The organism is Phaeodactylibacter luteus, from assembly GCF_007993045.1.
GTDB lineage: Bacteria > Bacteroidota > Bacteroidia > Chitinophagales > Saprospiraceae > Phaeodactylibacter > Phaeodactylibacter luteus.
The window spans coordinates 66,067-90,572 of sequence record NZ_VOOR01000024.1 but is presented as its reverse complement, the minus strand read 5'-3'; the positions used below and the strand labels follow the sequence as shown (position 1 = coordinate 90,572).

The window sequence follows — 24,506 nt, the reverse complement described above, 5'->3', positions numbered from 1 at the left end:
CTGCACCGCTTCCGATGAGCTCAATGTCTTCGTCGACCGAAGGGGGAATGTCTTCCTCCCCAATGTCTTCTCCCCCAATGGCGACGGCGCCAACGACGTCTTCTTCGTCAATGCCAGCCCGAGGGTCCTACAGGTCGATGCGCTACAGGTCTTCTCCAGGTGGGGCGAGCCCGTCTTCGAAGCCTTCAACTTCCCGCCCAACGACCCACAGTTCGGGTGGGACGGCACCTACAGGGGGCAGCCCCTCAACTCCGCTGTCTTCATCGTACAGGTCACCGTTTCCTATATCGATGGCGCGGCAGAGACCTTCTCGCAGGAGGTCATCTTGATGAAATAAGGATAAAGCTGCTTTGAAAAAAAGAGGGGGCCATATTACGGTATGGCCCCCTTCTTATGTTTTGTGAGCCCTTGCCGGGCTGCGTGAGCGATGTGCAGGGGTGCTCTTTAGAGCAGCTGCCACGGAGGAGTGGCAGCCAGGCCCCGGAACGTAGCGACCCCGCCGCCAAGGCAGAAGATGGCGCGGGGGCACGCCCAATACCATCTAACAGATCAGCTCTTTCTGATCGAGCAGGGTGAGCGCTTCTGCATTTTTAAGGGATGCCGCACGGCTGTCCACTTCGGGGAGCTCATATTTGAAGAAGAACCGCATAGCCAGGATTTTGCTTTCGTAGAACTCTGAAGTGAAACTGGCATCGCCAATAACGAGAGCCTTTTTGGCTTGGACGGCCATTTTGAGCCATTGCCAAGCAACGGTAACGGTGCTCATCATTTCCATGAAGAGGGTGGCATCAGAGAGGAAGCGCTCGTATTGCCCTTTCGCTGCGTAGGGCAACAGGTGGTTGAGCACATCTTTTACGACGAGTAACTTTTCGCCTAGCTCCCGGGCGTAAGGCTGCAGTCCGTCGAAAGTTTGTGCAGCAGAGATGGTTTCCATCACCTCTTCAGTCAGCCAATGTAAGGCTTTGCCCTTTTCCATGGTGACTTTTCGGCCCAGGAGATCTTGGGACTGAATACCGGTAGTGCCTTCATAGATGGCCATGATGCGGATATCCCGGTAGTACTGCTGCAGGACGAAGTCGGAGCAGAAGCCGTACCCTCCGAGCACCTGCAGCCCGTTGTCTACGGCTTGCCTGCCTTTCTCTGAGGGGTAAGTCTTGGCCATAGGGGTAAGGAGCTCGAGGAGCAAGTGGTACTTTTCTTTTTCTGGGCCTTGGGACACCTCATAGAGGTCGTGGTAGAGCGCAGTTTGCAGGACAAGGCTGAGTGCGCCTTCGTAAATGGCTTTTTGGGAAAGCAGCATACGGCGCACATCGGGGTGGTTGATGATAAGGGTCTGTTCTGCGGAAACGTCTTTGGTGCCGTCGTTTTTCAGCCGGCGCCCTTGAGGGCGCTCTTGGGCATATTGCAGGGAGGCGTGGTAAGCCGCAGCGGCGATGGAAACGGCCCCTCTGCCCACCGCGATACGAGCCTCGTTCATCATTTGGAACATATACTTGAGGCCTTGGTTGGGCTGCCCAACGAGCCACCCAATGGTGCCCTGTCCCTCCCCAAAAGCAAGATGGGTAGTGCAATAGCCTTTTTGCCCCATTTTCTGGAAATCTCCAGCAGTAACTACATCATTGGGCTGGAGCTGGCCGTCAGGCGCAGGCAGGTATTTGGGCACGACAAATAGGGAAATGCCCTTGGTGCCCGCGGGCGCTCCGTCGATGCGGGCAAGGACGAGGTGGACGAAGTTTTCGTTGTACTCGTGATCGCCGCCAGATATAAAAATTTTTTGCCCTTTGATGAGGTAGGTGCCGTCATCTGTAGGGGCAGCAGCAGTCGTGATATCAGAGAGGGAGCTACCGGCCTGAGGCTCCGTCAGGCACATAGTACCGCCCCAATGGCCGGAGAGCATTTTGGGGACGTAGGTGGCTTTGAGGTGAGGCGAGCCAAAAGCCATGATGAGGTGAGCAGCACCGGCGGTAAGCCCAAGGTAGCCGGGCACGTGGTTGTTGGCCGCTTCCATGATGTAGTAAGCAGCATGGGAGGCGATATTAGGCAGCTGCATCCCTCCATCTTCTATATCGTAGGGGCCACCGATTATGCCGAGCTCACCGGCTTTGCGCATAGCTTCGCCGATTTTGGGATGGACTTTGACGGTGCCCGCTTCAAACTTGGCGGGCGATTCGTCCATTTCGCGGAAGTAAGGGAATAAGTCTTGGTCGGAGAAGTCCTTTACCGCATCGAGGAAAATTTCTATGGCACTCTTGTCGTATTCTGCGTAGCGCTCGTATGCAAATAGGCGGGATAGATCGTGTACACCAAAGAGCTGGAAACGCAGGGTATCCATATTGAGGTAGTCGGCCATGGGCAAATCATTTTATTGGTCATCAGGAATAAGACTATCAATATCGGGATTTCCCCACAGCCGCACAACCTAAATAGCGAATTTTCGCTAAAAAGAAGACCGGTTACTCCCCAATCTGCTCAAGCGCCTTTACGAGGTACTTCCAGAACTTCTGTACAGAGGGCACATGGACCATCTCATCGGGCGAATGTGCATTGCGGATAGTAGGGCCAAAGGAGATCATATCGAGGTGTGGCAGGTGCTTATTGAGGATACCGCATTCCAGGCCGGCGTGGCAAGCAGCAACTTTAGGGGCGTCTTGGAAAAGCGCTTCATATAGGCTCTGCATGACCTTCAGGGCAGGCGATTGGGCATTTGGGGCCCACCCGGGATAATCGCCATCGTTTTCTACTTCAGCCCCTATACTTTCAAAAGCAGCTCTGACCGCTTGTGCAACGTCCTTTTTGCCGGCTTCCACAGCACTGCGCTGCAGGCTTTGGGTAGCAAAAACGCCATCTTTGATCACTACCCGAGCGAGGCTGCTGGAAGTCTCTACCAGCCCGGGAATATCTGGGCTCATCCGGAATACGCCGTTGGGGACGGCATAGAGCGCACTGAGGGCTTTCTCTTGGGCATCGGGTGCCATGACGTAGCCTGGCTGGCCATCAGCGGGCTCGCAAGTTATTTTAAGGTCTGGCTCTAGCCCCTGGTAAGCAGCGAGGAGGTCTGCTTTGCGTGCTGCCAGGCTGGCTTCGAATGCGCTGGCCATGGCATTGGGGACAACCACGGTAGCCTGGGCTTCGCGGGGAATAGCATTGCGGAGGCTGCCGCCGTCAAAGGCAGCTAGGGACATACCATGGAGCGGCCCCAATTTATAGAGGAGGCGGACCAGCATTTTATTGGCATTGCCCCGGTCTTTGTGGATATCCATACCGGAGTGGCCACCTTTCAGCCCACTGATACGGATGAGATAAGCGGTGGCATTTTCGGGTGTTGGCTCTTGCTGATAATTCAGGCGGGTGTTGGTATCTACCCCTCCTGCGCAGCCGATGGTCAATTCGTCGTCCTCTTCCGAATCGAGGTTGAGGAGGATTTCGCCCTTGAGGTGGGCGGGGTCCAACTGTTTGGCGCCGGTCATGCCGGTTTCTTCATCTATGGTAAAAAGGGCCTCGATTGGCGGGTGTTGCAAGGTGTTATCGGCCAAGACCGCCATGATGGCGGCAACGCCCATGCCGTTGTCAGCGCCCAGGGTTGTCCCTTCTGCTTTGACCCATTCGCCCTCGATACGGCTGCGGATGCCTTCGGACTGGAAGTCGAAATCTGTGCCCGCATTTTTTTGGTGCACCATATCAAGGTGAGCCTGCAGGATGACCGTTTTGCGTTTTTCGTACCCTTTGGCAGCTGGCTTTTTGATGATGACGTTGCCGGCACGGTCAACGATGGTAGGAAGCCCTAAGGACTCGCCAAAAGCCTTCATAAAAGCAATAACGCGCTCTTCCTGTTTGGATGGCCGGGGCACCGCATTCAGGGCGGCAAAGTGTGCCCAGACCGCCCGGGGCGCTAGTTCTGTTATGGTTTTTGTCATGGCAGGTAGCATTTTATCAATTAAGAGCAAAAAGAGATCAGCCTTCGCTATGCCGGATGAGCCAGCAGTAATGGATTTTAGGATTGCGGAAATCCTTAGGTATGGTAGCTGCTGTGATATCCTTAATATAGCCGGCTTGCAGTTTTTCTAGTTCTAGGCGGAACTTACGGAAATTTGTAGAAAAATAGAGGTGCCCACCTGGCGCGAGGCGGCGCAGGCAGGCATTGATGAGGGCGGGATGGTCCCGTTGGGTATCTAGGACGTCAAACATGGCTTTGGAGTTGGAGAAGGTAGGCGGGTCCAGGATGATGATATCATACAGGCCTTCGGCAGGCTCAGCGAGCCAGCTTTTGCAATCTGCGCGCACAAACTCATGCTGTGGGCCGGACAGCCCATTCAGCTCGAGGTTGCGCTGCCCCCACTCCAAGTAGGTATTGGACAGATCGACTGTTGTTGTTGCACGGGCACCGCCCGCGGCGGCGTATACGGTAAAGGAGCCAGTATAGGCAAAAAGGTTGAGGACACGTTTGCCCGCCGACTGTTCGCGCACTTTCTGGCGGGTAGGGCGATGATCTAAGAACAAACCGGTATCGAGGTAATCCGCTAGGTTGGCCCAAAACTTCAGCCCGTTCTCTTCTACGATGACCTCTTCCTGCTGCCCGCTGAGCTTTTCGTACTGCGACTTGCCCTTTTGGGGCTTGCGCTCCTTGAAATAGATGTGGCCATTGGGCAACTGAAGCGCCTCCGATAGCGTCTGCCGCACATTGGCCCGCCACAAGCGGTAGCCCTCCTCGTCTTCCTGGGTGTGGTTCCTTTTATATTCTGCCACATGAAGGTAGGGCCCGTAGCGGTCCACGGCCAAGGGGAAGCCCGGAAGGTCTGCATCATAGACCCTGAAACAGGATAGCCCCTGCCGCCGGGCCCATTTGCCAGTGTGCTTGTCCATTTTGCGCAGACGGTTGGCGAAGCTTTCGAAGTCAGCTGTAGACATGCTAATTGTTTTTGCAAAGGTAGGGGTTTAACAGCCGCTAGCAGAAGGTAAAACGGAAGATTGCACCATATTGCTTTATAACGGCAAGCTGCCAAAGCCTCAAATTTGAGAGCGCCGGGCTGGGGCAAAATCTGAGGTACCCCATTGCGTTTCGACATCAGACAAGCCAAGCTAACTGAGCACCAACCCTATTCTCGTTTTTTTTGCCTGCCCAGCCGGATGGGGCCTGCCCCTGCCTGAAGGCAGGTGCCGCTATGCTTCGGGGCTCGCTATCCGCTCGGCCCTATCGGGCTTGCCACCCCTCCGCAGCGCTAGGCCGTTGCCAGGAAGGTGCCAAAGCGTGGGGCATTGGGGGTTACGCTCGGCTAATCTTTCCACTCCACCACCTTTCCTCTCCCTTTATTCTTGAGGATATCGGGCACAGCCTCCAAAATAGCTCCTTGCAGCAAATCGACAAGCTTTCGCTTCATAAAGCTCCGGCGCAACACCAAGCTGACCTCCCTTACCGGCTGAGGGTTGCGGAAAGTCCTGACGTGCTTATGGTACAGCTCTTCGCCCAGCTCCAGCGTGGCCAGCTCTGGCAAGAGCGTATAACCATATTGTTTTTCTACAATCCGGCGGAGCGTTTCCAAGCTGCCGCTTTCAAACCTTAGCCCCCGGTGGGTCTTAACCGACTTTTCACCACAGATATTAACGGCTTGGGAACGGAAACAGTGCCCTTCCTGCAACAGCCACATATCATCCAGGTTGAGGTCTTCAAAATCGATTTTATGCTGGTCCGACAGGGGATGTGAAGTGGACATATAGACCACGAAAGTCTCGTAAAAAAGGGGGATCTCCGTAAACCCCTCCGCATGTATAGGCGTCACCAATATCCCGGCATCGAGTTGGTCAGCCTGTAGCTTGTCCATGATCTGATCGGAAAGCAGCTCTTGGATGTTCAACTCCACCTCCGGGTACTTTTCCATGAAAGCGGGCAAAAACAGGGGCAGCAGATAGGGGCCCAAGGTAGGGATGATCCCAACCCTCAGCTCTCCTTTAACCGTTTCCTGCTCCTCCTCGATCAGTTGAGGGATGCGGCTGGCTTCCCGGATGATAGACCGCGCCTGCACTACAATGCGCTGCCCAATGTCTGTTGTCAGTATTGGCTTTTTGGAACGGTCGAAAATAAGGACGCCCAGGTCTTCTTCCAGCTTCTTCACCTGCATACTCAGTGTGGGCTGTGTCACATGGCATGCAGCAGCAGCCCTGGCGAAGCTTTTTTTATTGTCTACCGCGATGATGTACTCAAGTTGTGTCAGTGTCATTAGCAGGGTATACTATTCCATTAGGCAGAAAGGGAAGGCAAGATAAAAAACATCAGGCTTTGTGGCCAATGATGCGTACTCCGCCCAGGCGCTTGCCAGAAAACAACCTGGCCACTGCCTCATAAAACGCCAGCCGCTCCTCGTAGAGGGCTGCCCCAAAAAAAGCCCGGTGCTGCTCAGCCTCTGATTTGAAATCATCCCGCCGCCTGCTTGTCCAGTCTGCCCAAAGCTCATCCATGCGCTCAACTGCCCCAACGCTAAGCCCGGCAGCTGCTAAATCAGCCAGGTAGGCGTCCTCTGTTGTCACAGCCACCCCGCTTATAGTGCCTGTCAGCAAAGCTTGTTCCTCGGCAGTCAGTGGCCCGCGCAGGACAAAATCTTCAATAAAAAAGCTGCCGCCTGCCACAAGGGAACGGCTCGCATGACGGAGGGCCTCAGGCCGATTAGGGACGTGGAGGAACACCAACAAGGAGATAAAGTGGCTGAATTTTTCCAGCCAGTCATATTCCAGGAAATCCCCTGCCAGGAAACTGACCCTATCGCTAAGCCCAGCCCTTTGGGTCAGTTCGCTGCCCAGCCGGCAGAGCTCCGGCTGCAGCTCAACGCCCAACACCCTGCAACCCGAGCAATCGGCCAACACCCGAGCAGTACCGCCTACACCGCTGCCGATATCGTACACATAGCTACCTGCACTCAGTTCTAGCGTTTTTGCCACCTCATAACACAAATCTGCACCCTGATAGTGGTACTGATCGAGGTGCCCAAGCGCGGTCAGGTCAGATACGCTAAGGGGCCCCTCCCCTTTGCCCTGCATATCAAGCATACGGTATACGCTCTGCACCCGCCAATCGTACATACGAGGAGACAACGCTTGTGCTGAACGAATACAGCTGGGAGCGCACAATTCCTTTGGGGGCAAAATTTGGTCAATAATCCCAAGCGCTCTCAAGGCCTGCTGTGTTTTTTCCAGTTCTGCCCCATCTATCTCCGGTGCACAGCGCCACTCCGTTTGTGCGTACCAGGCGTCCACATCTTGTGGCTGCAGCTTGAATCGGCGGCTGATGTAGGCTTTGTGCTGCTCCGGGCTCAGGCTGTCCATCAACTGCCTGATTTGGTGCATCAATTGCAGCAGCTCAGGCTGCTGACAGGAAAAGACCTCTTTTCTGGCCACCATCACAAAACAGGGCCAAGGGGTCACGCACTCCCCTACCCGTCGCCACTCGCCAGAATCAACCGTAGGCTTAGTGGTATACTTTTCCCACATAAAACCATGGACAGTACCCGCGCTCATGGCCCGGCGGGCACCCTCAAAATCCTTGATGACTTCAAACCTAAGGCTAGTGGTGTCCCATCCCATATCACGGGCGTTGACATAAGCCATGAGGTGGGAGCCCGACTGATAACGGCTGATACCAAATACCTGCCCTTCCAGATCAGCTACTGTATGAAAGGGGCTCTGCGCATGCACATGAATGCCCCAAGTGAGCGGGCTTTGTACGTACGTACCCACTATACGGTGCGCTCCGCCTTTGACAATATCAGCTACAGCCCCTTCTGTCAACATTAGTGCGAGGTCTATTTCTCCTGCGTCCAGAGCTTCTAGCATGGCTCCTGTCCCGCCTGGAAAGGCAGCCCATTGAAAGTTAACGCTTTTGGAGGCGAAAGCGGCCTCTTCTTCAGCCAGGTACCAAGGGAAGTTAAAATGCTCCGGCACCCCGCCAACCTTGAATATGGTCTGAGCCATGGGATGTTATTTTTTGGCAAAGCCCTCAGCAATGCCTTCTGAACAAAACAATCTTCCTTTTAATACGATTGGCAGAGGTAAAGTTTACCATTTGTCAGGTTGGCTGTAAATATTGGGGGGGGACAAAGGCTAAGCTTCCTTGACCGTTTAGCGCTTTCCGAAAAAAAAACAGCCCGGCGGCCCTAATTATTGGGCCGCCGGGCCGGCGTACTTCCTGAGAGGGCTTCCTAGCGCATCAGCACAACGTCACCTTTAAATATTTCACGTTTGCCATCAATGTACTCGATCTCAGCCCACCAGGTAAATACGCCACTGTTCATCAATTCGCCCCGGTGCACCCCAGGCCAACCGTACCGTGGGTCATTTGGAGGAGCATTGTAGACGGTAAATACCGGTTCTCCCCATCGGCTGTAAACTTCAAAACTATTGACCTTCACCACTTCTGGCCCCGTTTGGATGTAAAACACGTCATTGGCACCGTCCCCATTGGGGGAGAAGATGTTTGGAATGTATACCTGCCGGCGCTTGTCTACAAAGACCTGAACCGCATCTGTCGCTACACAACCATTGATGTCGGTCACGGTCACTTCATACAGGCCAGAAAGGCTGGGCGCTGCCACAGGGCGCAGGCAATCGTAACAAGACAAGCTGTCTGGGGCTTCCCACCATATACTGCCTATCTGTTCGGCCGGGATGTTGATCAAGGCCTGTAAGGCAACCTCGTCCCCTAAGCTGATGTTGATTTCAGTGCCCAGCTCCACCCTCAGGTCATTGCCTTGAGGCACGGTGATCAGGGTATCGTATTCACAGCCGATAGCGTCTTGTATGACCAGCTGATAATCTCCGCCGCCCAATCCTGTGTAAAGCGTTTGGGTGGAAAACGGCTGACCGCCCAAGCTGTACAGGTAAGGCGGAGTGCCCCCTTCTATACCGCCGATGGCCAGGCTGCCGTCCTGATCACCAAAACAGGTTACCCCATCAGCAAACGCAGCCAGGGCGGAAGGGGCGCTTGCCACTTCCTCCACCACAACAGAAGCCGTGCTGCTGCAGTGGTTGTCTGTGTTAGTGACCACCAGGAAGTAGGCCCCAGGCTCGCTGACCGTTAAGGACAATCCGTTGCCCACTACATTTTCTGGGCTGCCGTGCCCCCATTGGTAAGTAAAAGCTGAGCCCGTTGAAGACCCTGAGCCATTGAGCGTTGCATCAGGGCTGTGGCAGTCGATCTGCTGAGGCGCCCCGGCATCGGCCACCGGGGGGGTGATATCTTGGGTGACCTGCACGGAGTCTACTGTTGCACAGCCATTGGAAATATCAACTACTTCCAAATAATACAAGCCGGGGCTGCTGACCGTTGCCACCCCATTTTGCGAAACAAGCGCTCCGCCAGGGCCCGTCCAAAAGTATTCGACAAAACTACTTGTAGAAGGCCCGGAGCCATCAAGGCTCACACTGGACACCTGGCAATCTAAACGGGCAGAAGGGCCGGCTTCTGCTTGGGGGTATACCCGGTCTTCCAGTACTTGTACCGTATCAAGGGCTGCACAGCCGTTGCCGGCATCAATAAGCTCCAGTATATATTGCCCAGGGCCAGATACCTCTATTTCTGCAGCATTGAAAGCCAGCACCTCCCCAGACTGATTGTACCAAAGCGCTTCGATATCGCCACCGGTGGCATACCCTTCTGCAGCCAGGGTAATCCTGTCTACCACACAGGTCAGAGTGCCTTCCCCGTTGATGTCTGCATCAGGTGCTGTGTTGTCTTCGGCTACCTCAACCGTGGCTGGCTCAGAAATGCAGTTGTGCACCGTGTCGGTAATGATGAGCTGGTACCATCCGCCTTGCTGTACCGTTGGGGCTGCAAGGTTAGCATTAGCCATATCAATTCCTGGGCCAGACCAAGTATAGGTTACCCCAAAAGCAGGGTTGCCAGGGCTGCCCAATGTCACCTCGGGGCTGCTGCAAGTAATCGGCCCGGGCTGCCCCGCCTCAGCATTTGGGAGTGCAACTTCTACGACCTGAAGGCTGGCCCCGCTCTCACACCCATTCTCATCCACAACCTGCAGGGTATAGCTGCCGGCACCGTCGACATTGAGGCTGGGGCCGCCAGGCTCGCCATTCCAGAAGTAAGCAGAAAGCCCCGCAGGCCCGGATAGCACCGTAGCCGCCCCTTCACAGAAATAAGGCGTGCCGGCGATTTCAACTTCAGGCAGCGGGTAGCTCACAATTTCCGCCATTGCAGTATCGCGGCAGCCGTTGAGGTCCGTTGCGATCAAGATATAATTGCCAGGCTCGCTTACCACAGTCCCGCTCTGCGTGCCCCCGTTAGACCATTCCCAGCTCTGCCAGCTGCCGGGCACGCTCTGCAAAGTCGCCGCTGTGGTTTCACAAAAGCCCTCGGGGGCTATGATGCCAGCCTCGGGCTCCGGATATAAGCTTACTACAATTGAAGTATCCCCCGAACAACCCATGCCATCGGTCACAGAAACCGTATAGGCTCCAGGCTCTTCAATTTCTAAAACGGCACCGGTAGCCCCATTGCTCCAAGTGTAAGTCGCAAAGCTCTGAGGCACATTGAGCTGAAGCGACTGCCCCGGGCAGAAGGCTTCAGCCCCCTGTATCACCGGCTGCAGGTCGGCCTGAAGCCCAATCTCCACGGCTACATCATCGGTGCAGCCATTCTGATCGGTAACGGTAAGCTGGTACTGTCCAGGCAATACTACCGTAAGCATACTGCCCGAAGACCCATCGCTCCACTGATAAGCGGCGAAGGAGCCCACCGCGTTCAAGGTAGCAGAGCCCTCAGGGCAAAAAGCCTCCGGTGCATCCACCTCGGCGGTTGGCAGTTCATACCGGTCAATGACGTAACTGCTCGCGGTTTCACAACCATTGGCGTCCGTCACCGTAACGCTATAGGATCCGCCCTGAGCGACACTGATCTCATCGGCACTACTGCCATTGCTCCAGTAATACGATTCAAAGCTGTTGCTCAAGGCCAAAACGGCGCTCGTGTCTGCGCAAAACCCAGCAGGGCCTGTAATGGCCGGAGGCTGTGTGGCGAAAGTATCCACGGCAAAGGAGCTAGCGGTTTCGCACCCGTTGGCGTCCGTAACGGTCAGGCTATAAATGCCCGGCCCGCCCGCTTCGAAAGTACTGGATGCAGTGCCATCTTCCCATAAGTAGGCTGCGAAGCCAGGGCTGGCCATAAGGCTGGCGGTAGTGCCCGGGCAGATCTGGCCCGGCCCATCGATTTGAGGGGCGGCAGTCTGGTGTTCTGCAATATCCAGCGCTGCGCTGCCGGTACAGCCCAGCTCATCCGTGACCGTCACGTTCAAAAGCCCAACCTCATCGATAAGGACGGCAGCAGTCGTATCTCCCGTGCTCCACTGAATGTCAGGGTACCACTGCTGCAGGCCGATTTCGGCAGCCTCGCCTGGGCAGAAAGCAGGCTCCCCGGTAATAATGGGGACAGGCAGCGGGGCTTCGCTTACGAGCAGGCTCGTTTGCCCCTCACAGCCATTTCCGTCTGTAACGGACAAGGCCACTATGCCAGGGCTCTGCACCAGAGCGGTGTCGCCAACGGCCCCATTGCTCCAACTGTAAGTGCTGTAGCTGCCGCTTGCGCTCAGGGGCAGGGCACTGCCTTCACAGAAATAGTCCTGGCCAAGGATTGTGGGCTGGGGCAGTGCATTTTCTGTCAAAGTAACCTGATCGCCTGCTGTACAGCCGTTCTCATCCGTCACGACCAAAAAAACTGGCCCAGGCTGGCCCATCTCGAGCGTGTCTGCGCCGCTGCCTGTGCTCCAGTTGTACCCCACAAAAGGCTGATCGGCATGCAAAAGGACAGACTCGCCTGCACAAAAAGCGGTATCCCCTACGATCTGTACCGAGGGCTGTGGATAAAGGGCCGTTTCAATTTGGGCAGAGCCGGTACAACCAAACGCATTGGCCACTGTCACAGATACCTCCAAAGCGGTATCCACAGTAATGAACGCACCGGACGACCCATCTGACCAATCGTAGCTCACAAAAGGCCCATTGAGGCTAAGCGTCACTACCTCCCCAGGACAAAAAGCCGTGAGCCCCTGTATCTCTGGCTCCGGATTGGGGTTGGCCACTACACTTACTGCATCCGAAGCCTCGCAGCCCGCAGCGTCGGTCACCGTAAGCTCATATATCCCTGGGGCCGTTACCGTGATAGATTGGGCTGTGGCAGCGCCGCTCCAAGTGTAAGCAAAACCTGCTGGAGCGGTCAAAATGGTGCTGTCGCCCTCACAAAATGACAACCCGCCTGTGATAGCTGCCGGCGGCAATGGCAATTCCTCTACGGGAAAAGCAGCTATCGATTGGCACCCTTGGGCATCGGCCACTGTGACCTGATAAACGCCTGCTGCCGTGACCACCCGTTCTGCACCCTCCCCGTTGTCGGACCAACTGTAGGCAGCTAAGCCTGGGGTAGCGTTGATCGTTGCAGAAGAGCCCGCACAAAAAGCGTCGTCACCGGTAATCTCTACGATTGGCAGGTCATACACTACTACCTCTACGGTATCCGATGCGGTACAATTGAATGCATTGGACACCGTTACGGAAATGCTTTCTGTCACCGTCGCTTCGTAAGTTTCTGCCGTAGAGCCATCAGACCAGGTATAGCTCTCGAAAGCCCCGCCAAGCGATAAGACGGCAGAGGTATCTGCACAAAACGCCAATTGCCCCTCGATATCCGGTTCGGGGAGCGGGTTGACGACGGTTGAGACCATTGCGGTATCTGCACAGCCAAAGGCATTCTGGACGACCAACTGATAGGCCCCTGCACTGCTGACCTGTACCGCCGGGCTCTCCGAGCCATTACTCCAACTATATCCAGCCATATTGGGCGGGCCACTGAGCACCGTTGACTCGCCTTCGCAAAATTCAAGCGTGCCATTTATTTCTGCTATAGGGTTGGGGCTGTTGACGACTTCAAGCTCAGCAGTGCCCGAACATCCGCTTGCATCTACTACCGTAACGGAGATAACCCCAGGCGCAGCAACTTCCAAAGTGCTTTCTTGTGAACCATCCGACCAAGTATAGCTGTCAAACGCAAAACTCGTGCCTAAGGTCGTGCTTTGGCCTTCGCAGATTGCGGCAGGCCCAGTAATGGCAAAAGACAGCTCAGCGTTCTCCTCTGCCAGCACACTGCTGCTGCCCGTACAGCCATTGCCATCCGTGACTGTCACCGAAACTAAGCCTGGCTCCTCCACAAGCGTAGCCGCCGATTGGCTTCCCGTAGACCAACTGTAGGCGTCAAAATCTCCGGGCACATTCAAAACCGTACTGCCATCGGTACAAAACGAGGGATTGCCCGCTATCATCGGCTCTGGGGAAGGGTGAGCTGTGATAAGCTGAGTAGCGGAGTTCATACAGCCATTTTGGTCTGTGACCGTCACCTGTACCAAACCGGGCGTATTGATGATGGCACTCGTACCGTTGTTAGGGATATTCCACTGATAATTGGCATATCCCGGGGCGACATTCAACGCGGTGGACCCTCCCTCGCAGAAAAATGGCTGCCCGATGAGCTGTACTGGCGGCAGGGGGTTTTCCACAACGGTGACAGCGGCAGAGCCTACACAGCCATTGGCATCTTCTACCACCAAGGTGACCTGCCCCGTTTGTGAGAAAGTCGCATTTGCCCCAGTGGCCATATTAGACCAGCTATAAGAGGAATATGGGCCGCCGGCAGCAGTAAGCGTAGTAGATGCGCCATCGCAAAAGTTGAGCGGGCCAGTGATCTGTGGCTGTGGCCGAAGGTTTTGGCTTACCGTAATGCTGTTCACACTTTGGCAACCTGCCGCATTCTCTACGGTCAGTGAGTAAGTACCCGGGGTGCTTACGGTTATGCTCTGCCCAGAGGAATTATCGCTCCAAGTGTACCCGAGCCCTGGGGCAGCAGCGGTTAGGGTTACACTCTCCCCTTCACAAAAGACCGTTTCGCCAGTAATGCCTGCAGCGGGGAGCGTGCTCACGGTTACATTGAAACTAGCCGAATTGGCACAGCCGTTGAGGTCTGTGGCTGTAACGCTGTATGTGCCAGCACTGCCCACTGTGATGGAAGAAGCCGGGCTATTGTTCGACCAGACAAAACTGCTGTAGTTGTTGCCATCAACCACACTTAGCGTTGCCGGATCACCCGAGCAGACGGCTGCATCCCCAGTGATCGCTACATCAGGCAATGGGTTTTCCGTAATATTGGCGGACGCAAACCCAGTGCAGCCAGCTGCATTAGTCACGGTCACCGTTACTATACCGCCAGCGGTGACCGTTGTGGCCGGCGTTTGGTCTCCTGTAGACCATTCATAGGTGGCGAAAGCTTGATTGGTGGTGACGGGCACACTGCCACCGGTACAAAAAGATAAGCCTGGATCGATCACCGGCGAGGGGACGGGGTCTGCGCCCACGGTAATGCTCTGTTGTACCGAGCACCCGCCCGCAGTTTGAGCGGTAAGCGTGTACGTCCCCGGCCCATTGATATTAACGGAAGCAGATTGCCCGGCATTTGACCAGGAAAAGGTCGTGAACTGCCCGGCGTTGTTTACCGAAAGCACCGCTGCTTCTCCAGGGCAAAGGGAAGCTGGGCCGCTCAGGTCAGGCAAGGGGACTTGTGTTTCCGCTACGGTAAACTGCGCTACGCCCTCACAGCCATTGTCTGTGACGGTAACGGAGTAAGCCCCCGGGCCTGTAATCCCCGTGGTAGGCGTGCCATCTCCAGTCGACCACATGTAAGAATCATAGCTCCCGGCCAAGCTTAGTGTCGCGGACTGCCCATCGCACAATTCTTGTGGGCCATTGACCACCGGCGTCGGGGCCTGCCCTGCGCCAACCGTAAAGGATGCAGTATTTTCACAACCCGAAACGGGGTCTGTAACCGTAACGGTATAGGTGCCCGGGCTATTGATCGGGGTATTGAAAGTTTGAAGCCCTGTACTCCACATATAGGTGCCATAACTATTGGGCACAGACAAGAAAGCCGTTTCCCCATTGCACAGCGTCTCTGGGCCCGAAATCTGCACAAATGGGGGCGTCCCGATTTGGACGGTAGCCGTTGCCACCTGATAGCAGGTTGAAGGATCTGGAGTAAAGGTCAGGGTGACCGTTGTGCCAGGCTGGATCAATTCTGGCTGGAGCAGAAAACCTTGTGAAACACCGGTACCTGACCAAGTCCCATTTACCCCTCCCTGAGTGGTGGGGAGGATGATTGGGCCATCCTCTATACAATAAGGGCCGAAGCTGTCAAGCTGAGGTGGGACAGGAGGGGTGACCGTAACCGGCACAGCCACCCGATCGGACAGGCAAGTGCCCCCCTCATCGCAGAGCACATAATAAGTCGTACTGGCATTGAGCACTGGGGTCACAAAGGTAGGCCCTGAGCCCACCGGGCTGCCGCCTGTTGGGGAGGTATACCAGCGAAGTGTACCACCGGGGCAGCCCGATGCCGCCAAGGTAGCACTACTGCCTTGGCATACGGAAACTCCTTGCGCTACAGGGGGAGGTGGCAGGCTGACGTTGACCGTCACCGGTGTGCGGGAAGACTGGCAGCCAGGGCCGCCGTTGTCGCACTCTACGTAATAAGTTGTCGTGCTGTTGAGCGGTGGGGTGGTAAAAGTAGGCCCGGTAGCCACCGGTGAGCCGCCAGAAGGCGTGGTGTACCACCTGAGCGTGCCTGATGGGCAGCCCGATGCAGTGAGCGTGGCGCTGCTGCCTACACAAACAGCTACGTTGGCCGCTGTGGGCGGGGGCGGGGGCACACAGGCTGCATCGCACTCCACAGCCGCTATCCACCCCGATCTCGTCAGGGAGCCGTCGCTTGTGAAGTTGAAGGTCAGGCAGCCATCGGGAGAGGTAGACACGAAAGGCCCTGGGACGCTCGTACCCGTAAACTGCCCCAGCTGAGGGGAAGCGGTGGAGTTGCCATTGTATACCCTTAAGAAATCATAGTTGTTTTCAAGGTTAAACGCAGAAAAGGTGACGGTAACCACCTGCCCGGGCACATCGGGGCATATCGTGATGGTGTTGTTCTCAGCGTTGCTGTAGTTCCCAGTAGGGCCGCCGCTGTCGGTAAAAGTACCGCCACAAGACGGTGGGTACACACAGGAGCCATCGTCGATCACTGCAGTAGGGTCATAGTTGATGGCAGCGGGGTCCGTACAGCCCATATTGTACTCGCAAGTGCCGTCGTCAACGGTAGCCAAAGGGTCGTAGTTATTCGCAACCGGATCGGTACAGCCGCAGATCGGCGTCACAATACCAGGGAACTCCAGGATGATATTACTGGCGACGCCAGTATTGATGAAAGCATGATCGGTAATGCAAATTTCTAAGATGTAGGGCCCGCCTCCACAAGCAGTAGCCAGCTCTGCGAATGAGCTGATGGTCCCTACGCTGCAAGGGTCGCCGGAAAGCCCATAATTCCCTCCCCCTAGTGCCAGGCCATTGTCTGGATCATTGGAAAAGTTGTCAGAAAAAACGAAGGTACCGTTTACATCCGCAGAGCTGCCGCATGGGCAGCCCTGCCCATTGCAAGTACCTCCGCCAGGCCGGGTCAGCAGCATGAGGGTCTCCCCGCAAGCATTGATCCGTATGGAAAGGTCACCCTGATAAGTGTGGAACAGGTCCATGACCAGGCCGCTCGGGTGGCCAGTGGCCGATGGGTCGACGGGTATAGTCGTACAATAAGATACCGAAGGGTTCGAGACAGGCTGATTCTCATCCGGAAGGTTGATCTCCAAACCATCGCACTGCCCGTAGGCGAGGGGGGCGGCAAATAAGATCAATACGAGTAGCGCCAGTATCGGTTTGACACAGCTGACGCCGAGCAGGTTAGAGTAGAACTTTTTCATTTTGTGCTTTTAGCCGAAAAAAAATACCGAAAGGGAGCAGGCTACTCAATAAACAGAGGTTACAACAAGAAGTAAGTGCTGATGGGGCGTAAACCAAAATGTCGCTAGTGTTCAACCTTGTAGGCTTCAGGATGGAGCCGGCCTAGCGCTGCGCAGGGGTGTCAAGCCCGATAGGGCCGAGCGGACAGCGAGCCCCGGAGCCTAGCGGCACCTGCCGCCAGGCAGGGGCAGGCCCCAAAAAAAAGCGACAATCTGGTTTGCGCCCGTGCTGATGTACCGGCACAATCAAAAAGAGCCCGGTAAAATGGGTTTTAGGCTGGAATGTAGAGCGCACTGGGCTAATCTAGGAGAAAGCCGTAGGTAGGATAGCCCGGTCAGCTGGCTGCCAAATTCAATAATATAGCTGCTTGTAGTGCATGGCTAGCCTGCTTTGCGCTGTCCCTTTTGTTGTTTTCCCCAGGAAGTAAAATTGCCCTGTAACCTGTTTAGATTATTTTAGCAAACCCCGGACAGTAAGCACAAAAATAGATTTTTAAAATTAATTTCTTTACAAATAAATAACATTACGAGAGCTGTCAAAGCCAACTTAAATTACAGACCCCTGCCTAAATGCCAACTTTATCCTAGCGGACCAAGTCAAACCCGCCTTTGAAGAGGATGACCTCACCGTCTACAAACTCAACTTCCGCCTGATACACGAAGTGCGCCATATTGAGGGTGCGGCCCCGGAAAGTGCCATCCCAGCCGAAGGAAGGGTCATTCGGCTGAAAGCCCTGCGCACGGAACATTTGCTCCCCCCAGCGGTCATAAATCTCGAAGTTGCGGACCTCCACCACATCGGGGCCTGAAAAGATCATGTACAAGTCATTCGCCCCATCGGCATTGGGCGAGAATACATTAGGGAAATAAATGCTGCGGTCTTTCCTCACCCGGACCAGCATTTGGTCCGTAGCGGTACAGCCCAATGTATCTGTAATGACGGCAGTGTAAAGCGTAGATTCTAGCGGATAATCGGTCCAGCTCAGGCATTGGTCACAAGCCAGGCTGTCGGCCGGCGACCACACAATGCCCGACCACTCCCCTTCCGCCAAGTTGGTCTGTGCATTCAGCAGCACAGCATCGCCCAGGCTGATTTCCCGGTCTTCGCCCAAACGCAATTGTGGGTCGCTGCCAGATGCAAGCACCAAGCGGGCAGCCGTTTCACAACCCTCTGCATCTTGTACTGCCACATCGTACTGCCCGGCGGGCAGCCCGCCAAATGCTTGCTGAGGGGCAAATGCCGCATCGTTTAAGCTGAACAGATAGGGGCCTATGCCGCCGAAAACACTATCTACCTGAAGCAGCCCGTTGCTTTCGCCAGCACAGCGCGGCCCCACACCAGATAATGCTAAGCCGGAAAGCTCTCCCTCTGCCATCACTATCCATACAGCTGCCTCAGCGGTACAGCCGTTCTCCATATTCCGGACCAGCAGCCTGTACAGCCCGGGCTCGCCAACTTCCTGCAGCAACTGCGCATCGTCTAATTCTGCCGGCCCTGTCCAGGTATAAGCGAAGGCTGCCCCTTGGGAAGATGCACGCCCATCAATCAGTACCTTCTCTGCCAAACAACCCAGCTCATCAGGCTGAACCAAAACGGCTATCGGCGCCAGCGTATCCTGACGGACCAGGACCGAATCGCTGGCCTGACAACCATTGACCGGGTCAGTAGCTGTAAGGGTATAAAGCCCAGGGGCATCCACCTCCAACTGCAGCTCCGTTTCTCCGGGGAGCAGCCCCTCGGGGCCCGTCCATTCGAGGGTGGGCGGGCCATAAGTGGCATAAGCTACGGCCGTAATCCCCGTCAGGGTGTCTGCGCAGGTTAGAGCAGCCACATTGGGGTTAATGACCACCGTTGGTATCTCGAAATCACCAATGACAATAGCACTTTCTGTTTGGCCACAGCCCGTCAGGGTATCTGTAGCCCGAAGCGTGTAAAGGCCTGGCTCGCCCGCCAATAGCAACGGCCCGGTTTCGCCTTCCAATACAGCCCCGCCTGGGCCAGACCAGCTGAAAACGAAGTTTTCTGCCGGAGCCCCTGAAGGGGAACCGCTCAACTGAACTGTCGGTGTGTTGCAGTCCAGCGTATCGATCAAACTAAGGCTCAAGCCAGGGCTATAGCTGTTATCGCCCACTTCCAGCTCGATTGGCAAAGAGACACAGCCGGTTTCTGTATTCTGAACAATCAGGGTGTAGCTGCCAGTTTCTGCTACCTCCGGATTGGCTAGGCCGGCATTTTCCGGGGTGATGCCCGGCCCCGACCAAGAATAAACCCAAGTGGGCTGAGGAGCACCCTCAGAGCCTATCACTACCGAGCGGGTATCGCAATCTAGAAAACGGTCAGGGCCCGACTCTGGCAAGGGGTCAAAAGCAGGCGCTACCACAAAGGTGTCCCGGCTGACACAGGCCTCCTCGCTTTGAGCTTCAACCCAGTACTCCCCAGAAGTGGATACCCCTATCGTATTGAGGGTATCACCGGTAGACCAGGTAATGGCCGCAGCATCATGAGAGGCCAGCAGCGCTATGGTATCCCCTGGACAGACATAGGCTGGGCCAGTTATTTCTAACTCAGGCGCAGCAAATGCCTGCACCTCCCACTGAGCAGTGTTCATACAGCCCAAAGTGTCTCGTACTGTCACCTCGTAGATGCCGGCACTGTCCACAACGACCTCAGCTGTAGCGGGCCCGTGCGACCAGGCATAGGATGCGTATTCAGCAGCTACACCAAAAACAGCTTGGCCTCCGGGGCAGAAGCCCACCTCCCCGGCAATGTCTGGCGCGGGCACATCAAATACAAAGACAGCTGTCACTGCAGAGCCTGCACACCCCAGGCTGTCCCTTACAGTGACGCCATATCCGCCTGCTTCATCCACTACGATACTATCCGTTGTAGCCCCGGTAGTCCAGAGGATTTCCGAGAAAGTGCCGTTGACAGAAAGGACAGCAGAACTGCCCCGGCAGATATTCTGAGCCGAAGACAGCTGTGGGGCTGGCGGAGGCTTGGCAAAAATCTCAGCCGTATCTACCCCCCGGCAACCGTTGCCATCGGTCACCGTAAGCTCGTAGATGCCCGTCTGTGTGACACTGATAGACAAAGCTTCTGAGCCAGTGCTCCATGAATAACTTTCAAAACCGGGCAGGGCGGCTATGGCAAATGTCGTACCTGCACAATCGGACTGATAAGGGGGCAGCCCCGGGTCAGGTGCCGCAAAAGCACTGACAAACACTTCATCTTCTGCAGTACACCCAAATAGGTTGGCGACGGTCACTTCGTACGTACCGCTACCCGTGATGAGCAGGCTATCGTTCTGTGTGCCATCAGACCAAAGGTAGGAGGCGTAGGCTTCCGTTAGGGAAAGGAAAACCGTATCCCCTTCGCAGAAAATAGAGGGCTCAACAATCTCGGCACTCGTGCCGGGCACAGCCTGCACTACGATATTGGTAGCACTCTGGCAGCCTCGGCTGTCTGTAACCGTAACCTGATAGGCGCCGGCTTCTGATACGCCTATCGTGGGCGTCTGCTCCCCTGTGGACCAAAAATACTCTACATAAGGCGTGCTCAAGGCTAAGACGTTGGTGTCCCCAGGGCAGAGGCTAAGATCTGCATCCACCAAAGGGGTTGGCTCGGGAAGCTCCACTGCAACGGTCTGCCCTGCGGTTGAACAACCTGCACTGTTGGTCAGGGTGAGGCTGTAGATGCCTTGTGCATCTACAATAATAGTATGGGTGGTATCTCCTGTCGACCACTCGTAGGTATTGCCCTCTGTAGAATCGGCAGAAAGCAGGGCAGCATAATCTTCACAATACTCCAAAGTGTCTGGCAGCCCCAACTCGGGGTAGGGCGCTATCTGAAACGGTACTTCCTGGAAATTGCTGCAGCCTTGGCTATCCAAAACCTCAACAACATAAAGCCCGGTAGCCTCTACCCAAATCGATTGGGTGGTATCCCCCGTTGACCAAAGGTAACGGTCCATGCCAGGTGCCGCAGTCAGCAGAGCAGAGTCTCCCTCACAGGCTACAGCAGGGCCAACTACTGCAGGCTCAGGCAAGGACAAGCTGCTGATGCTAAATGGCAGCTCTGCAGAGCAGTTGTTCGTATCCAAGACAGAGACCAGGTATTGGCCGCCCATCGTAAATACAGCCGATTGACCGGTCACTCCCGTAGACCAAGCCACAATCTGAAAGGAGGTATCTGCCACAGATAAAACAGTGCTCCCCCCTTCACAAAACTGTGGCTCGCCCACCAGCTGTATATCCGGGCTCGGATTTTCTATGACTAGGGTAGAATCCGCCGCAGTACAACCGTTGGCATCGGTAACCGTAAGGCTATAGGTACCCTCCATGCTAACTGAAATAAAAAAGTTCGGGCTCCCTGTAGACCATTCGTAAGCACCAAGCCCATTCCCGGCGCTCAATACTGCCGAGCCATTCTCACAATAAGCTGCCTCAGCCGGCAGGTCTAATGCAGGCAGGGGCACCTGAATGACCGACAGGGTGTCTACGCCCTGACAGCCTACACTATCGGTCACCAAGACGGGATATGTTCCACCGGAAGTGATAACAGCCGTTGGGCCGCTGCCCAGCACACCCCAATCATAAGCAGTGTACGGAGCGCCGAGGCTAAGCAAGGCTGTCTCCCCTTCGCACAGCAGGCTGTCGCCCAAAATAGCAGGCTCAGGCAGGGCTTGTTCCTCTGCCAGAAGGCTATCGCGGAAAATACAGCCATTCAAGCCTTCTACCTCCAGCCAGTACAGCCCTGGCTCAGACACCCATACTTCTGCCGTAGTATCCCCTGTCGACCAAGTGTAGCCAGCCTGCCCTGAAAGGGCTTGCAGCAATAGGCTGTCGCCAGCACAAAAAACGTGGGCTTCATCCAGCCCTGTCTGTGGCAGGGCTTCTTCTACCACCTCAATGCTATCGGATGCAGGGCACCCGAAAGCGTTTGTCACCGTCAGACGGTAAAGGCCAGCAGTGCGTACAACAGCCATAGGCCCGGCCGACCCATCGCTCCACGAATATGTGGCATAACCGGGCCCGGCGTCAAGCTGAATGCTGTCGCCAGCGCAAAACCGGGCTTCTGCCGGCAAGTCAAGGGCCGGGTTGGGGAAAGCAGCCACTGCAACCGTATCAGAAGCCGTGCAGCCCTCCATATTTGTCACCGTTACAGCGTACAAGCCTGCCGCCGGCGCTAAGAGCGTATCTGCAGTACTCCCATCAGACCAGGCATAGGCCTCGTAAGGCTGATCTAAGCCAAACGTGAGCGTACTGCCATCGCACAGGCTTGTATCTCCTGTTATCAGGGGCTGAGGGGCATCATAAGCTAACACTTCAAGCGTATCGGTGCCCACACACCCCTGCTGATCCCCTACCTCCACCGTATATAGCCCGGGGCCGTCAATCTCCAACGTATCTGCAATACTGCCATCCCCCCATAGGATGAGCGGGAAGCTGCCTACCTCCAAAACACCATCTGTGCCAGGGCAAAGGCCTGCAGGCCCTGCAATCTGAGGCGAAGGGGGAACTAGGGCTACCACCTCCAAACTATCAATGCCGGTACAGCCTCGGTCATCTGTGACCGTCACTTGATAAAGCCCGCCCGTTGTGACATTGATAGCAGCAAGGGTATCACCTGTGCTCCAGTCATAAGCTACAAATGGCTGAGCCACACTAATGCCCACCGTCTGCCCTTCGCAAAAAGGCCCGCCACCGCTCAGCACAAGGCCCACCTCAAGCGGATCGTATGCTATCACATCTAGGCTATCTGAAGCCCTACAGCCGTTTTGATCCGTTACGGTAACGTAATAGAGCCCACCGGCAGTGACCTGCGTGGTGGCAGTGGTATCGCCAGTAGACCACTGATAGCCCTCGTATGCTTGTACGGTCAGCAATTGGGCAGCGCCGCCCGCACAGAATACGGTATCTCCAGATACCTCAGGCTGAGGGGGAGGGAGCTCCTGCAAGTTGACCGAAGCCTGATACGTACAACCAAAAGTGTCTGCCACCGTCAAGGTGTACAGCCCGGCTGTGTCCACCACCAGAATACTGTCTGTACTGCCGTTGCTCCAAGCATAAGCAGCCCATTGCTGCCCGGCAGACAAGGTAGCCGCTCCATCGGGGCAAATACCAGCCGGGGCCAGGATATCAGGCACTACCGCTGGGATTTCCTCTACCAAAATACTGCTGCTGCCAGCACATCCTGCCTCGCTCACCACGCTCAGGGTGTACAAGCCCGGCTGGCTGATGAGCAGGAAAGAGTCAGCAGTGCCCTGGCCCCAATCATAGCTGGCAAAACCTGCCCCCCCGAAAAGGGTATCTGTAGTGCCTTCGCACAAATAAGGCCCGCCCGAGATGGCCGGCTGAGGCTCCGGCTCCTCCGTGACTATTATATCGCGGATGATGGTACAACCATTGCCCGGCGCGGTAACGGTCACGGAGTACACCCCGCCGGAATCGACCGTAATGGCGGGCGTCTGCGCTGAAGTCGACCAATTATAAGTGGCAAAACCCGGGCCGGCATCTAACAACAGCTGGCTGCCTTCGCAAAAAGCCGCTTCCCGGCTGACCAGAATGGGCGGGGTGCTTTCGATATCAAGCGTAATCGTGTCCCGGTTGATACAATCATCAGAAGCGACTTCAAGGTAGTACGTCAGCACACCTGAGAACCCGTCTGGCAGAAGGACTTCTGGGCGGGGGGCACTGGGATCGCTCAGGAAGCTGCCTGCACCGCCTTCACCGGTCCAAGAATACTGCTCAAAGCCAGTGGAGAACGTCACCTCGCTATCAAGGAATAAGGGGATATCCCCACCGCAAAGCGTGGTATCATTGCCCAGAGCCACTACCTGCAAATCACAGTTGGGGTTGGCCGTGCAGTCGAAGTAATCTGCTGCAACGCCCCCAAAGCTGATATTGAAGCCCTCAGAAGCAGAAGCTCCGTTGGAGTTGCCGTAAAACTCATTGATGTAGACATAAAAACCCTGGCCTGGCTCAACGATCATTGGGGCAACAAAGCCATTGGCCTGATTAAGATTCTCATCAAAAAAGATGCCTTCAGAAGCATCCACCTCTCCCATCCCCAAGCCTGTCAGGGGGCAAAAGCCACAATTATAAGTCTGATTGGATATGGCCCAAGTATAGCTGCACCGCAAAGGGCTGCCCAAGTTGCCACAACCATTTTCTGCAGGGTATACCGCAAAATCGTAATCTACTGTCCCCCCTTCGAAGGGGTCAATGGTAAAGGTCAGATCGCTGCCCGCAGGCATATCCTGGCGGAAACGGAAGTAAAGCCATACACTGGATGTCTCGCCCGTTTCGTGGCAGCCGATATCGTTATTGGGGTTGTTGAAGTCGAATACTTCCCCTGGTGAGTCTGGCACTTCTACATCGGTATCGTCACAAATGACGATGGCACCGCTGCAGTCTGAAGGGTTCTGCCCCCAACCCATGACAGGCAGGAAGAACAGCCAATACCAGTATCGGTTCTTGAGATAGTTGCACCTCATCTTGTTTGTTTTTCATTCTGGCTCAGGCCAGCGATGATGCCAGCCCGTTCAAACGGCTATGCATCATGGGATTATAATTCTCTTATCACTGAGGCACATACTGCTGCACTAAAAGCAGGCAACAGCTGTACAACTTAGGGTG

The 24,506-nt window shown here is 55.5% G+C and carries 8 protein-coding genes; 1 reads left to right on the top strand and 7 read right to left on the bottom strand.

What is annotated here, in order from left to right; translation table 11 throughout:
* Positions 1-337: T9SS type B sorting domain-containing protein (locus tag FRY97_RS12580; RefSeq protein ID WP_147167891.1), on the top strand; the 337-nt coding region annotated here is incomplete at its 5' end.
* A gap of 204 nt (positions 338-541) precedes the next feature.
* On the opposite strand, the gene FRY97_RS12575 is transcribed toward FRY97_RS12580, so the two are convergent.
* From FRY97_RS12575 to FRY97_RS12545, 7 genes are all read right to left on the bottom strand, one after another.
* A complete protein-coding gene (locus FRY97_RS12575) occupies positions 542-2,350 on the bottom strand; it encodes an acyl-CoA dehydrogenase (RefSeq protein WP_147167890.1) in 1,809 nt (602 codons plus the stop codon).
* A 103-nt stretch (positions 2,351-2,453) separates the two neighbouring features.
* A complete protein-coding gene (locus FRY97_RS12570; protein WP_147167889.1) occupies positions 2,454-3,914 on the bottom strand; it encodes an aminoacyl-histidine dipeptidase in 1,461 nt (486 codons plus the stop codon).
* A 37-nt stretch (positions 3,915-3,951) separates the two neighbouring features.
* Positions 3,952-4,905, bottom strand: a complete 954-nt coding sequence (locus tag FRY97_RS12565) for a class I SAM-dependent methyltransferase (RefSeq protein WP_147167888.1) — start codon at positions 4,903-4,905, stop codon at positions 3,952-3,954.
* A 365-nt stretch (positions 4,906-5,270) separates the two neighbouring features.
* Entirely contained in the window at positions 5,271-6,212 is a 942-nt protein-coding gene (locus FRY97_RS12560; protein WP_147167887.1) for a hydrogen peroxide-inducible genes activator, read from the bottom strand.
* A 52-nt stretch (positions 6,213-6,264) separates the two neighbouring features.
* Positions 6,265-7,956 (bottom strand): methyltransferase domain-containing protein, encoded by a 1,692-nt coding sequence (locus FRY97_RS12555; protein ID WP_147167886.1) that lies wholly within the window; start codon positions 7,954-7,956, stop codon positions 6,265-6,267.
* A gap of 227 nt (positions 7,957-8,183) precedes the next feature.
* Positions 8,184-16,829 (bottom strand): Ig-like domain-containing protein, encoded by an 8,646-nt coding sequence (locus FRY97_RS12550; RefSeq protein WP_147167885.1) that lies wholly within the window; start codon positions 16,827-16,829, stop codon positions 8,184-8,186.
* Between the two features lie 623 nt (positions 16,830-17,452).
* Entirely contained in the window at positions 17,453-24,364 is a 6,912-nt protein-coding gene (locus tag FRY97_RS12545) for a T9SS type B sorting domain-containing protein (protein ID WP_147167884.1), read from the bottom strand.
* Positions 24,365-24,506 lie beyond the last annotated feature (142 nt).